This is a genomic window from Acidovorax sp. GW823-FHT05D11 (assembly GCF_058795695.1).
Genome location: NZ_CM179502.1, coordinates 3,772,928 through 3,786,217, shown reverse-complemented (window position 1 = coordinate 3,786,217; position 13,290 = coordinate 3,772,928). Strand labels below are relative to the sequence as shown.

The following is a 13,290-nucleotide window of genomic DNA, read 5'->3' as shown; positions in this document are numbered from 1 at the left end:
TGCGGGCGCGGCGGGTCCGCCGGTCTGCCGATGCACGGGGCCCCGGAAAGATTTTGAGCTGGTTCGGGGAGTGCGGGCGTACAACTTGCTATCCTGACAGCAGGAGGCCAGTTCATGCAGAAATTTGACGAGATGTACGCCATGCTGCCTTTCGATGGCAGCGATGTGCGGGAGCACTACAAGCGCTATGCGCAGTGGTTGAACAAACAGCCCCCTGACGTGATGCAGGCCCGCCGGGCCGAGGCCGAGATGATCTTCCGGCGCGTGGGCATCACCTTTGCCGTCTACGGCGCCAAGGATGAGGGCGGGGCGGGCAACGAGCGGCTGATCCCGTTCGACCTGATTCCCCGCATCATCCCGGCCCACGAGTGGAGCAGCATGCAGCAGGGGCTGGTGCAGCGGGTCACGGCCCTCAACCGCTTCATCCACGACGTGTACCACGGCCAGGACATCATCCGCGCCGGCATCGTGCCCGCCGATCTCATCCTCAACAATGCCCAGTACCGGCCGGAGATGGCCGGCGTGCAGGTGCCCAAGAACATCTACGCGCACATCGCCGGCATCGATATCGTGCGCGCCCCCAATGCACAGGGCGAGGGCGAGTACTACGTGCTGGAGGACAACCTGCGCGTGCCCAGCGGCGTGAGCTACATGCTCGAGAACCGCAAGATGATGATGCGGCTCTTCCCCGAGCTGTTCAGCCTGCACAAGGTGGCGCCGGTGGCGCATTACCCCGACATGCTGCTGGAGACCCTGCGCGCCAGCGCGCCCGCCACGGCCGACGAGCCCACGGTGGTGGTCCTGACACCCGGCATGCACAACAGCGCGTACTTCGAGCATGCCTTCCTGGCCCAGCAGATGGGCGTGGAGCTGGTCGAAGGGCAGGACCTCGTGGTCAAGGACAAGTTCGTCTACATGCGCACCACGCGCGGCCTGCAGCGGGTGGACGTGATCTACCGCCGCGTGGACGACGACTTCCTCGACCCGCAGGTGTTTCGCCGCAACTCCACGCTGGGCTGCCACGGCCTCATGGAGGCGTACCGCGCCGGCAATGTCGGCATCTGCAATGCGGTGGGCACGGGCGTGGCCGACGACAAGTCGGTCTACCCCTACGTGCCCGAGATGATCCGCTTCTACCTGGGCCAGGAGCCCATCCTGAAGAATGTGCCCACCTGGATGTGCCGCAAGCAGGACGACCTGCAGCACGTGCTGGCGAACCTGAAGGACCTGGTGGTCAAGGAAGTGCACGGCGCGGGCGGCTACGGCATGCTCATCGGCCCGGCGGCCACGCAGGCCGAGATCGAGGACTTCCGCCGCGCGCTGCTGGCCAACCCGGCAGGCTACATCGCGCAGCCCACGCTCAGCCTGTCCAGCTGCCCCACCTACGTGGAGAGCGGCATCGCGCCGCGCCACATCGACCTGCGCCCCTTCGTGCTCAGCGGCCGCGAGGTGCAGATGGTGGCGGGGGGGCTCACGCGCGTCGCGCTGCAGGAGGGTTCGCTGGTGGTGAATTCCTCGCAGGGCGGCGGGACAAAGGACACCTGGGTGCTGGGGGAGCACACCGCCGCGCCGGCGCTGCAGTCGCAATCCATGGGCGGCATGACGCAATCACAGGGAGGATTCTGAAATGCTGAGCCGCACCGCCGACCATCTGTTCTGGATGTCCAGGTACACCGAAAGGGCGGAAAACACCGCCCGCATGCTCAACGTGAGCTACGAAACCTCGCTGCTGCCCCAGTCCGCCGACGTGGCGCAGGAAGGCTGGGAAGGGCTGCTGTCCATCAGCGAGCTGATCCCGGCCTATGCCGCCAAGCATGGCAAGGTCACGCCGCAGCGCGTGCTCGAGTTCATGGTGCGCGACGGCGACAACCCCTCGTCCATCCTCTCGTGCCTGCGTGCCGCCCGCGAAAATGCGCGGGCCGTGCGTGGCGCCCTCACCACCGAGGTGTGGGAGACGCAGAACCAGACCTGGCTGGAACTGCACCGCCAGCTCGAAGGCAGCGCCTTCGAACGGGATCCGGGGCAGTTCTTCGAATGGGTGAAGTACCGCTCGCACCTGTCGCGCGGCGTGGTGCTAGGCACCATGCTGCAGGACGAGGCTTTTCATTTCCTGCGCATGGGCACCTTCCTGGAGCGGGCGGACAACACCGCGCGCCTGCTGGACGTGAAGTTCCATGCGGTGAAGAACGACTTCTTCGGCCGGGCCAGCGAGCGCAACCAGGAGAACGACTTCTACCATTGGAGCGCCATCCTGCGCAGCGTCTCGGCCTTCGAGGTCTACCGCAAGGTCTACCGCGACGTGATCACCCCCGGCCGCGTGGCCGACCTGCTGATCCTGCGCCGCGACATGCCCCGCTCGCTGCACGCCTGCCTGCGCGAAGTGGTGGACAACCTGGGCGTCGTGGCCAATCAGCAGTCGGCTGAAACGCAGCGCCGCGCGGGCCGCCTGCTGGCCGACCTGCAATATGGCCGCATCGACGAAATCCTGTCGACAGGGCTGCACGCGTTCCTCACGCAGTTCCTTGACCGGGTCAACGACCTGGGAGGGGGCATCAGCCGCGACTTCCTGGTGACCACGGGCGACTGAGCCGGCGCGGTACCGAAAGAAACCCCGCACGGCAGGCGGGCGCAGGCCGGGGGCTCAGGCCCCCGTGGCAGCAGATCCCTGGGGCCACTGCTGCGCCACGATGGTGCGGACATGCGCCACCGCCGAATCGCGGAGCGCATCGGTGCGCCAGCCGAGCTCGATGGCATAGCGCGGCATGGCGATCGGGCAGGGCAGAACCTGCAGGCCGGTCATCCGCGCGATTGCCTGGGCCGCATGCGCGGGCAGCGTGGCGACCGCGCGGGTTCCCGCCAGCAGGTAGGGCAGGGCGGCGAAATGCGTGGTGGATGCAATCACACGGCGCTTGTGGCCCGTGGCGGCCAGCACCTCGTCCACCACGCCGATGAAGCCGCCCGACGAGATGAGCACATGCTCGCGGTGCACGTAGTCCTCCACGCTCAGGCCGGGCGGGGCTGCGCCGCCGCGCCGCTTGCCCGTCCTGGCGACGGGGCCCGGCGCCACTGCGTCGATGAGGCAGGCGTACCCCCCTTCGCCCAGCGCCTGGTGGCTGAGCCAGCGTGTGGCGAATCCGCCGGCCGTGATCGCCAGGTCGATCTCGCGCGCCATGAGCATCTCGGCCACGATCTGGCTGTGCGTCTGCCGAAAGGCCAGGCGCAGGCCGGGCGCGTGCTGCGCCACGGCCCTCACCAGCGCCTGGCCCATCGCGATCTCGAAATCATCCGACATGCCGATCACCACGGACCGCCCCTGATAGCGCGCCTGGGGCGTGGATCCCAGGGCGAGGCTCTCCCTGCATTTGTTCAGCGCTTCGCTGATCACGGGCTTGAGCTCCTGCGCGCGCAGCGTGGGCGCCAGGCCACGGCCAGTGCGGGTGAACAGCGGGTCGCCATATACATGGCGCAGCCGTGCCAGCGCCGCGCTCACGGCCGACTGGGTCACGCCCAGCCGCAGCGCCGCGCGCGTGGCCCCACCTTCCTCGTGCAAGGCCTCGAAGACGCGCAGGACGTTGAGATCAAATCCGATATCAATATTATTCATATCACTAAGCAACGGTAGCGGATTGATTCATCTTAGGGCTTTGGCAACACTGGGGGACCTCTTTCTCCCAAGGACTTCCACCATGCCCCTCACGACCGTTGCCGCCCTGCAGATCGGCTCTTCCCCCGCGGGTACCGCGCAGACGCTGGCCGATGTGCTCGCCCATGAGGCCGATATCCAGGCATCGGTCGCGCGGCTGGTGGTCATGCCCGAGGCCCTGCTGGGCGGCTACCCCAAGGGCGAGATCTTTGGCACACGCCTGGGCTATCGCCTGCCGGAAGGGCGTGAGGCCTTCGCCCGGTACCACGCCAGCGCCATCGAGGTGCCAGGGCCCGAGACGCAGGCACTGGCTGGCCTGTCGGCACGCACCGGCGCCACGCTCGTGCTCGGCGTGATCGAGCGCGCGGGCAGCACGCTGTACTGCACTGCCCTGTACTTCGACCCGGTGGAGGGGCTGGTGGCCAGGCACCGCAAGCTGATGCCCACCGGCACCGAGCGGCTGATATGGGGCATGGGAGATGGCTCCACCCTGCCGGTCGTCGAATCGGCCGCGGGCCGCGTGGGCGGCGTGATCTGCTGGGAGAACCACATGCCGCTGCTGCGCACCGCCATGTACGCGCAGGGTGTGCAGATCTGGTGCGCGCCCACGGTGGACGAACGCGACATCTGGCAGTGCTCCATGCGCCACATCGCGCACGAGGGGCGCTGCTTCGTGATCAGCGCCTGCCAGGTGCAGCCGTCGCCGCGCGAGCTGGGGGTGGAGGCGCCGGGGTGGGAGCCGGACCGGCCGCTCATCCGCGGCAACAGCGTGATCGTCGGGCCCCTGGGCGACGTGCTGGCGGGTCCGCTGCAGGGCCGGACAGGTTTGCTCACCGCGCAGATCGATGTGGAGGAGCTGGTGCGCGCGCGCTATGACTTCGATGTGGTCGGCCACTATGCACGGCCGGATATCTTCAATCTGCAGGTCGACCGCCGCGCCAGGCACACCGTGGCGTTCACCGACTGAGCGCGCGGCCAAGGCCCGCAGTGAGAGTGCCAGGAAAGCCGCATACGCCATGACCACACAGATTCCCCCCGCCCCCGATCCATCACACGCCTGGGGTTTCCGCACCCTTGCGGTCCATGCGGGCCAGGCACCCGATCCCGGCACGGGGGCCATCGCCACGCCCATCGTCGCAACCTCGGCCTTTGCCTATGACGATTTTGATGCGGGCGTGAGCCGCTTCAATGGCGACGCGCCTGGCTACGTCTACAGTCGCTTCGCCAACCCGACCGTCGCCGCCTTCGAGCGCAAGATGGCCCTGCTGGAAGGCGCCCCCGCCGCCGTCGGGTTCGCCAGCGGCATGGCGGCCATCAGCGCGAGCCTGATCGGCCTGCTCTCGGCGGGCGATACCGTCGCCTGCGTCGGCACGCTCTATGGCGGCACCGATGGCGTGATGCGCACGCTGCTGCCGCGCCTGGGCATCGGCGTGCGGCATTTCGCCACCGTGGAGGGTTTGCGGGAGGGCCTCCCCACGGGCACGCGCATCGTCTACGTGGAGACGCCCAGCAACCCGACGCTGGAAGTGACCGACCTGGAGCAGGTGGCGCAGGTGGCCCGGCGGGCGGGCGCGATCAGCATCGCCGACAACACCTTCGCCACGCCTTACCTCACCCGGCCCCGGGCGCTGGGCATCGATGTGGTGGTGCATTCGGCGACCAAGTTCATCAGTGGCCACGGCGACGCCACCGGCGGAGCGGCCGTCGGCTCCGTGGAGCTGATGAATGCGATTCGTTCGGCGGGCATGGGCCAGCTGGGCGGGTGCCTCAGCCCGCACGAGGCGGCGATGCTGCTGCGCGGGCTCAAGACGCTGCCGCTGCGCCTGCAGGCCGCCTGCGCATCGGCGCATGCGCTGGCCCACGGCCTTAACCGCCATCCCGCGGTGGAGCGCGTGTATTACCCCGGCCTGGGCGACCATCCCGGGCACGCGGTGGCGGCGCGCCAGATGCGCCACTTCGGCAGCATTCTGGCGTTCGACCTGCGGGGCGGGCGCGAGGCCGCGCGGCACTTCCTCGACCGCTTGTGCATCGTGACCCAGGCCGTGTCCGTGGGCGATGCCGATTCGCTGGCCTGCCACCCCGCATCCACCACCCACCGCGGCATGCCCGAGGCCGTGCGGCGCGCCAACGGGGTGTCGGATGCGCTGGTGCGCATGAGCATCGGCATCGAGGATGTGCAGGACCTCCAGGCCGACGTGGTGCAGGCGCTGGGCTGACGCCGGCGGCTGCTACTCCTGGGCGTTGCGCCTTTGGTCGCGCAGCATGAAGAGGTACAGGCTTTCGACCTTCTCGCGCGCCCACGGCGTCTTGCGCAGGAACTTCAGGCTGGAGCCCACGCTGGGGTCGCTCTGGAAACAGCGGATGGGGATTTGCCGGCCGAGTTCATCCCAGCCAAAGTAGTCGGCCAGCCCGACCACCATGGCTTCCAGGGTCACGCCGTGCAGGGGGTTGCGCGGCTGCCTGGCGGGGGCTTGGGGTGTGGACGCCGGCGCGCCGGCGGGTGCTGCTGTGGGCGCGGGGGCTTCCTGGGTCGCGGGGTCTGGGCGGGGCTCGGTGGCGTTCATGGACCCAAGCATAAGGCCGCGGGCGGCGGGGTCAAGCAACCCGCTGGAGTCCGGTTTCACGCTGGCACAGCTCTGCCGCCCAGTCCACGAAGGCCCGCACCTTCGCGCTCAGGTGCCGGTTGGGGGGGTACACCACATACACGGGCAGCAGCGACTGGGTCCACTCCGGCAGCAGCCGCACCAGCGTACCGTCTTGCAGATGCCGCTCGGCCTGGTAGCTCGTGATCTGGCCGATCCCGAGGCCCGCCACGATGGAGGTCACGTAGGCATTGCTCTCGTTGACGCTCAGCTGGTAGGGGCCCGTGATGTCGATGGACTCGTCGCCCTTGCGGAACTCCAGCGGGTAGTGCCGGCCGGTCTGGGGGGAAAAGTAGATCACGCTGGCGTGCTTTTCCTCGATCTCCAGCGGGTGGGCGGGCGAGCCCTTGCGCGACACGTAGTCGGGCGAGGCCACCGTGATGAATTCCAGGTTGCCGATGCGCCGGGCCACCAGCGACTGGTCGCTGAGCTCGCCCCCGCGGATCACGCAGTCCACGTTGTCGCCGATCAGGTCCACGATGCGGTCGCTCACCCCCAGGTCCAGCTGGATGTCGGGGTAGCGGGCATGGAACTCCGCCAGGTGCGGGATGATGAGCAATTGCGCCATGGACGTTCCGACGTCGATGCGCAGGCGCCCGCGTGGATTCGCGCGCGCGTTGGTCATGCTGGCCTCGATGTCGTCCAGATCGGTCAGCAGGCGCACCGTGCGGTCGTAGTAGGCGGCGCCGTCCGGCGTCACCGTCACACGCCGGGTGGTGCGGTTGAGCAGCTTCACGCGCAGGCGCTCCTCCAGCGCCTGCACATGCTTGGTCACGGTGGCTTTGGGCAGCGAGAGCGAATCCGCCGCCCGGGTAAACGTGCCGGCCTCCACCACCCGCACGAATATGCGCATGGCCTGTATCTGGTCCATGGCTTCTCCTTGAATCTGGAACTACAGCACCCACCAGTGGGTGCTGAGGAATTCTCACACGCGCGGCACCCCGTGATTGTTGAGCTTTTGGAAACAGTGCGGTGGTGTTTGGCCTGTTTATCCTGAAGGCACAAGCTACTACATTTGACCCATCGTTCACCTACCTTCACCCACTGGGTACATGCCATGCAGCCCGACCAACCGTCTTCGCCATCCTCCACACCGCAGCCTGCCGCAGCGCCCGCCAAGGCAGCCCTCGCGCCTGGGGCCGCTTCCAAGGCGGCGGCGTCCGTGTGCTCCGACGCCACCATCGAGGTGACCAAGGGGCAGGACGTGGCGGTGCGCATGTACGGCCGCAAGAAGGCCGGACAGGCCTCGCCCGTGGTGGTGCATTTTCATGGCGGGGCCTTCGTGTCGGGGGATCTCGACAACGGCTGCACCGTGGCGTCCCTGCTGGAGGGCGTGGGGGCCGTGGTGGTTTCCGTGGCCTACCCGCTCACTCCGTTTCCGCAGCCCGTGGACACGGGCTATGACGTGCTCAAGTGGGTGCACCGCAACCGGGTCAAGCTCGGCGGGCAGGGCGCCCTGGTCTATCTGGCCGGGGAAGAGGCGGGCGGCAACCTGGCTGCCGCCGTGGGCCTGATGGCGCGGGACCAGTCGCACCCGCCGCTGGCCGGGCAGATTCTCCTGTCCCCCATGCTCGACCCTTGTGTGGGCACGGCCTCGTTGCGCGAAGCCACGGGCAACGCCACGGGCTGCAAGTGGACGGAAGGCTGGCGCAATTTCCTGCGCTGCCCCCGCGATGCCGAGCACCCCTATGCCGTGCCGGCGTCCGCGCACCGGCTCTCGGGCCTGCCGCCCACGCTCGTGCTGGTGGGGGACACCGACCCCATGCACGACGAGGCACTGGCCTACGCCGCGCGGCTGGAGGCTGCGGGCCTGCAGGTCACGCGCCACGTGTTCTCCAAGACCGCCCAGTGGCCCGATGCGCTGCTGCAGACCGGCCAGCATGAATGTCCGTGCGCCGCGGGCGCCCAGGACCAGTTCCGGATGTTCTTTGAGGCCACCCGATGTCCGGTGCCCTCCTGAAGACCCTGGCCGCAGAAAGTCATTGACCTCAACTTAAGTTGAGGTTCGATACTTCGGCCTCTCAACAATCCATTTGCATTCTTTGCACTGATTTTCCGGCCTGGCGTGCCGGAGGGAGAGGCTTTGCCCGCGCATGCCTCCCCCCTGTGCCCGACGCCACTGATTTGAACGACACGGAGGAAAGAAAACACCATGAGCACACCCATCCTTTTGCCCGCCGGCTGCGGCGGCTGTCACACCACCCAGCGCCAAAGCGTCTGTTGACGTGCAAGCGCCCATGGGCCCGCGCGCTGCGTTCCGGGCTTGACCTTCTCACCGTGTCATTGCCCAGATTCGCACCTGCGCCGCCGCACTGACACCTGCCTGCACCAGTGCACTGACACCTGCTGCGGCAGAAAACCTTCCATGGCGTGCCCGCGAAGGCCGCCCTTATGACCGAAAGTGACCATGAACTCCAATCCTCTCTCCCACAAGAGCCGCCCGCTGGGCCTGGCCACCCTGGCCACCGCCGTGACGGCCGCCGTAGCCGCCGCCATCCTTGTTTTCCAGGCGCCCGTGGCGCAGGCCGATGGCACCCCTGCGGCGCCACCGGCCATGCCCGTGTCGGTGGCTGCCGTGCTGCAAAAGGACATCGCCCTGTGGGACGAGTTCTCCGGCCGGCTCGAAGCCGTGCAGCGTGTGGACGTGCGGCCGCGCGTCTCGGGTGCCGTGCAGGCCGTGCACTTCCGTGAAGGCTCGCTGGTGAAGCAGGGTGATCTGCTCGTGACCGTGGACCCGGCACCCTACGCCGCCGAGGTGGACCGCGCCGAGGCGCAGGTGGTGGCCGCGCAGGCCCGCGTGTCGTACACCCGCAGCGAAATGGAGCGGGCCACGCGCCTGCTCGAAGAGCGCGCCATTGCCCAGCGCGAGCACGACGAACGCCTGAACGCGCAGCGCGAGGCCGATGCCAACCTGCGCGCCGCCCAGGCCGCGCTGCAGACCGCCAGGCTGAACCTCGGCTACACCCAGGTGCGCGCCCCGGTGGCGGGCCGTGTGGGCCGCATCGAAGTCACCGTGGGCAACCTGGTGGCCGCCGGTGCGGGCGCCCCCGTGCTGACCACGCTGGTGTCCGTGAGCCCCATCTACGCGAGCTTCGATACCGACGAGCAGATCGTGGTGAAGGCCCTGGCGGACCTGCAAAGCGGCCAGCGCGGCCACAGCGCGCGCCAGCTCATCGAGCGCATTCCCGTGCAGATGGGCACCGGCACCACGGGCGGCACGCCGCATGCCGGCCGCCTGCAGCTCATCGACAACCAGGTCGATGCCAAGAGCGGCACGGTGCGTGTGCGCGCGGTGTTCGACAACGAAGACGGCGCCTTGATGCCCGGCCAGTTCGCGCGCATCCGCATGGGCCAGGCCCGCAACACGCAGGCACTGCTCATCAACGAGCGTGCCGTGGGCACCGACCAGAACAAGAAGTTCGTGATGGTGGTGGGCGAGGGCAACAAGGCCGAGTACCGCGAGGTCACCCTGGGCGCGCCGATTGACGGCCTGCGCGTGGTCACCTCGGGCCTCAAGGCGGGCGAGAACATCGTCGTCAACGGCCTGCAGCGCGTGCGCCCCGGTGCCGTGGTGGCACCCCAGCCCGTGCCCATGACCGCGAAGGCCGAGATTGCGGGTGATCGCAAGGAAGCCAAGAACAACAGCAAGTCGCCCGCCGCCTGAGCGGGAGCGACGCAAGGAATTTGCATCCATGAATCTATCCCGCTTCTTCATCGACCGCCCCATCTTTGCGGGGGTGCTGTCGGTGCTCATCTTCCTCGGAGGGCTCATCGCATTGCGCGGTCTGCCCATCTCCGAATACCCTGAAGTCGCGCCGCCCTCCGTGGTGGTGCGCGCACAGTACCCCGGCGCCAACCCCAAGGTGATCGCCGAGACCGTGGCCACGCCGCTGGAGGAGTCCATCAACGGCGTGGAAGGCATGCTCTACATGGGCAGCCAGGCCACCACCGACGGCGTGATGACGCTCACGGTGACGTTCCAGCTGGGCACCGACCCCGACAAGGCACAGCAGCTGGTGCAAAACCGCGTCTCGCAGGCCGAGCCGCGCCTGCCCGAGGAAGTGCGCCGCCTGGGCGTCACCACCGTGAAGAGCGCGCCGGACCTGACCATGGTGGTCCACCTGGTCTCGCCCAACAACCGCTATGACATCGACTACCTGCGCAACTACGCGGTGCTCAATGTGAAGGACCGGCTCGCCCGCATTGGCGGCGTGGGCCAGGTGCAGATCTTCGGCGGCGGCGACTACTCCATGCGTGTGTGGCTCGACCCGCAGAAGGTCGCGCAGCGCGGCCTCTCGGCCAGCGACGTGGTGACCGCCATCCGCGGCCAGAACGTGCAGGCCGCCGCCGGCGTGGTGGGCGCATCGCCCGGCCTGCCGGGCGTGGACCTGCAACTGTCCATCAACGCGCAGGGCCGCCTGCAGACCGAGGAAGAGTTCGGCGACATCATCGTCAAGACCGGTGCCGACGGCGCGGTGACGCGCCTGCGCGACATTGCCCGCCTGGAGCTGGGTGCGGCCGACTACTCGCTGCGCTCGCTGCTCAACAACGACCCGGCCGTGGGCATGGGCGTGTTCCAGGCGCCGGGCTCCAACGCGCTCGACATCTCGGCCAACGTGCGCAAGACCATGGACGAGATCCAGAAGAACATGCCCGAAGGCGTGGAGTACCGCATTGCCTACGACCCCACGCAGTTCGTGCGTGCCTCGATCAAGTCCGTGATCCACACGCTGCTCGAAGCCATCGCCCTCGTGGTGCTGGTGGTGATCCTATTCCTGCAGACCTGGCGCGCCTCCATCATCCCGCTGCTGGCCGTGCCGGTGTCGGTGGTGGGCACGTTCGCGGTGCTGCACCTGCTGGGATTTTCGATCAATGCGCTGTCGCTCTTCGGCCTGGTGCTGGCCATCGGCATCGTGGTGGATGACGCCATCGTGGTGGTGGAGAACGTGGAGCGCAACATCGAGGCGGGCCTGACCCCGCGCGAGGCCACCTACCGCGCCATGCGTGAAGTGTCTGGCCCCATCATCGCCATCGCATTGGTGCTGGTGGCGGTGTTCGTGCCGCTGGCCTTCATCAGCGGGCTCACGGGCCAGTTCTACCGCCAGTTCGCGGTCACGATCGCGATCTCCACGGTGATCTCGGCGATCAACTCGCTGACCCTGTCGCCCGCACTCAGTGCATTGCTGCTCAAGGGCCACAACGAGCCCAAGGATGCGCTCACGCGCGGCATGGACAAGGTGTTCGGTGGCCTGTTCCGGGGCTTCAACCGCCTGTTCCATCGCGGCTCCGAGGCCTACAGCGGCGGCGTCAAGCGCGTCATTGGCCGCAAGGCACTGATGTTTGTGATCTACCTGGCCCTGGTGGGTGCCACGGTGGGGCTGTTCAAGATCGTGCCCGGCGGCTTCGTGCCCGCGCAGGACAAGCAGTACCTGATCGGCTTTGCCCAGCTGCCCGACGGCGCCACGCTGGACCGCACCGAGAACGTGATCCGCCGCATGGGCGAGATCATGAAGGAGAACCCGAACGTCGAAGACGCGATCGCCTTCCCGGGTCTGTCGATCAACGGCTTCACCAACAGCTCGAACTCGGGCATCGTGTTCGCCACGCTCAAGCCCTTTGCCGAGCGCACCCGCGCCGACCAGAGCGGCGGCGCCGTGGCAGGGCAGCTGAACCAGGCGTTCGGCGGCATCCAGGATGCGTTCATCGCCATGTTCCCGCCGCCCCCGGTGGCGGGGCTGGGCACCACGGGTGGCTTCAAGCTGCAGATCGAAGACCGCGCCTCGCTGGGCTACGAAGCCATGGATGGCGCCGTGAAGGCCTTCATGGCCAAGGCCTACCAGACGCCCGAACTGGCCGGCCTGTTCACGAGCTGGCAGGTCAACGTGCCGCAGCTGTACGCCAACATCGACCGCACCAAGGCGCGCCAGCTGGGCGTGCCCGTGACGGATGTGTTCGACACGCTGCAGATCTACCTGGGCAGCCTGTACGCCAACGACTTCAACCAGTTCGGACGCACCTACAGCGTGCGCGTGCAGGCCGATGCGGCCTACCGCGCGCGGGCCGAGGACGTGGGCCTTCTCAAGGTGCGCTCCACCACCGGCGAGATGGTGCCGCTGTCGGCGCTGATGAAGATGGAGCCCAGCTTCGGCCCCGAGCGTGCCATGCGCTACAACGGTTATCTGGCGGCGGACATCAATGGCGGCCCCGCGCCCGGCTTCTCGTCGGGCCAGGCCCAGGCGGCCGTCGAGCGCATCGCCGCCGAGACGCTGCCCCAGGGCATCACGTTCGAGTGGACCGAGCTGACCTACCAGGAAATCCTGGCCGGCAACTCCGCCGTGCTGGTGTTCCCGCTGGCCATCCTGCTGGTGTTCCTGGTGCTGGCCGCGCAGTACGAAAGCCTGACGCTGCCCATTGCCATCATCCTGATCGTGCCCATGGGCCTGCTGGCGGCGATGACGGGTGTGTGGCTGAGCAAGGGCGACAACAACGTGTTCACGCAGATCGGACTCATCGTGCTGGTGGGGCTGTCGGCCAAGAACGCGATCCTGATCGTGGAGTTTGCGCGCGAGCTGGAGTTTGCGGGCCGCACACCGGTGCAGGCCGCCATCGAGGCCAGCCGCCTGCGGCTGCGCCCCATCCTGATGACCTCGCTGGCCTTCGTGATGGGGGTGCTGCCCCTGGTGCTGTCCACCGGTGCGGGCGCCGAGATGCGCAGCGCCATGGGCGTGGCGGTGTTCGCCGGGATGATTGGTGTGACGGCCTTCGGCCTGTTCCTCACGCCCGTGTTCTACGTGCTGCTGCGCAAGCTGGCAGGCAACCGCCCGCTGGTGGAGCATGGCGCGCATGTGGCGCCCATCTCGCACACCCCGGGCAGCGGCGGCATCTCCCACCCCGTGCTGGCCGCGCCCCGCAAGGAGCACGAATGATGCACACGACCACAACGACCTTTGTGGCCCTGGACGCTCGCGCCACGCTGCAGGATGCAGCGGGTGTATTCGATGGGGC

Annotated in this window: 10 protein-coding genes; 7 read left to right on the top strand and 3 right to left on the bottom strand. The window is 68.0% G+C overall.

Going from position 1 to position 13,290, the window contains the following annotated elements:
* Positions 1-114 precede the first annotated feature (114 nt).
* Together AC3RCE_RS17440 and AC3RCE_RS17435 are read left to right on the top strand one after the other, a co-directional pair.
* Positions 115-1,626 (top strand): circularly permuted type 2 ATP-grasp protein, encoded by a 1,512-nt coding sequence (locus tag AC3RCE_RS17440; protein ID WP_218295433.1) that lies wholly within the window; start codon positions 115-117, stop codon positions 1,624-1,626.
* A gap of 1 nt (position 1,627) precedes the next feature.
* Positions 1,628-2,587, top strand: a complete 960-nt coding sequence (locus AC3RCE_RS17435; protein WP_218295432.1) for an alpha-E domain-containing protein — start codon at positions 1,628-1,630, stop codon at positions 2,585-2,587.
* A gap of 54 nt (positions 2,588-2,641) precedes the next feature.
* Here AC3RCE_RS17435 and AC3RCE_RS17430 read toward each other — a convergent pair whose 3' ends face one another.
* Positions 2,642-3,604, bottom strand: a complete 963-nt coding sequence (locus tag AC3RCE_RS17430; RefSeq protein WP_492253577.1) for a LysR family transcriptional regulator — start codon at positions 3,602-3,604, stop codon at positions 2,642-2,644.
* Between the two features lie 82 nt (positions 3,605-3,686).
* Between AC3RCE_RS17430 and AC3RCE_RS17425 the strand changes: the two genes are divergently transcribed.
* Positions 3,687-4,610 carry a carbon-nitrogen hydrolase family protein gene (locus AC3RCE_RS17425; RefSeq protein ID WP_492253576.1) on the top strand — a complete coding sequence of 308 codons (924 nt, stop codon included), beginning with the start codon at positions 3,687-3,689 and terminating at the stop codon, positions 4,608-4,610.
* 49 nt (positions 4,611-4,659) lie between these two features.
* The gene (locus tag AC3RCE_RS17420; RefSeq protein ID WP_492253575.1) at positions 4,660-5,859 is read left to right on the top strand and encodes a trans-sulfuration enzyme family protein; all 1,200 of its coding nucleotides are present in this window, start codon (positions 4,660-4,662) and stop codon (positions 5,857-5,859) included.
* A 12-nt stretch (positions 5,860-5,871) separates the two neighbouring features.
* Here AC3RCE_RS17420 and AC3RCE_RS17415 read toward each other — a convergent pair whose 3' ends face one another.
* Positions 5,872-6,207 (bottom strand): VF530 family protein, encoded by a 336-nt coding sequence (locus AC3RCE_RS17415; protein ID WP_492253574.1) that lies wholly within the window; start codon positions 6,205-6,207, stop codon positions 5,872-5,874.
* A gap of 31 nt (positions 6,208-6,238) precedes the next feature.
* Positions 6,239-7,156, bottom strand: a complete 918-nt coding sequence (locus AC3RCE_RS17410) for a LysR family transcriptional regulator (RefSeq protein ID WP_492253573.1) — start codon at positions 7,154-7,156, stop codon at positions 6,239-6,241.
* A 186-nt stretch (positions 7,157-7,342) separates the two neighbouring features.
* Between AC3RCE_RS17410 and AC3RCE_RS17405 the strand changes: the two genes are divergently transcribed.
* The 3 genes from AC3RCE_RS17405 (at position 7,343) to AC3RCE_RS17395 (ending at position 13,211) form a co-directional block, all read left to right on the top strand.
* Positions 7,343-8,245, top strand: a complete 903-nt coding sequence (locus AC3RCE_RS17405) for an alpha/beta hydrolase (protein WP_492253572.1) — start codon at positions 7,343-7,345, stop codon at positions 8,243-8,245.
* A 447-nt stretch (positions 8,246-8,692) separates the two neighbouring features.
* A complete protein-coding gene (locus tag AC3RCE_RS17400) occupies positions 8,693-9,949 on the top strand; it encodes an efflux RND transporter periplasmic adaptor subunit (protein WP_218295425.1) in 1,257 nt (418 codons plus the stop codon).
* A 28-nt stretch (positions 9,950-9,977) separates the two neighbouring features.
* Positions 9,978-13,211 carry an efflux RND transporter permease subunit gene (locus tag AC3RCE_RS17395; RefSeq protein WP_492253571.1) on the top strand — a complete coding sequence of 1,078 codons (3,234 nt, stop codon included), beginning with the start codon at positions 9,978-9,980 and terminating at the stop codon, positions 13,209-13,211.
* Positions 13,212-13,290: the final 79 nt, after the last annotated feature.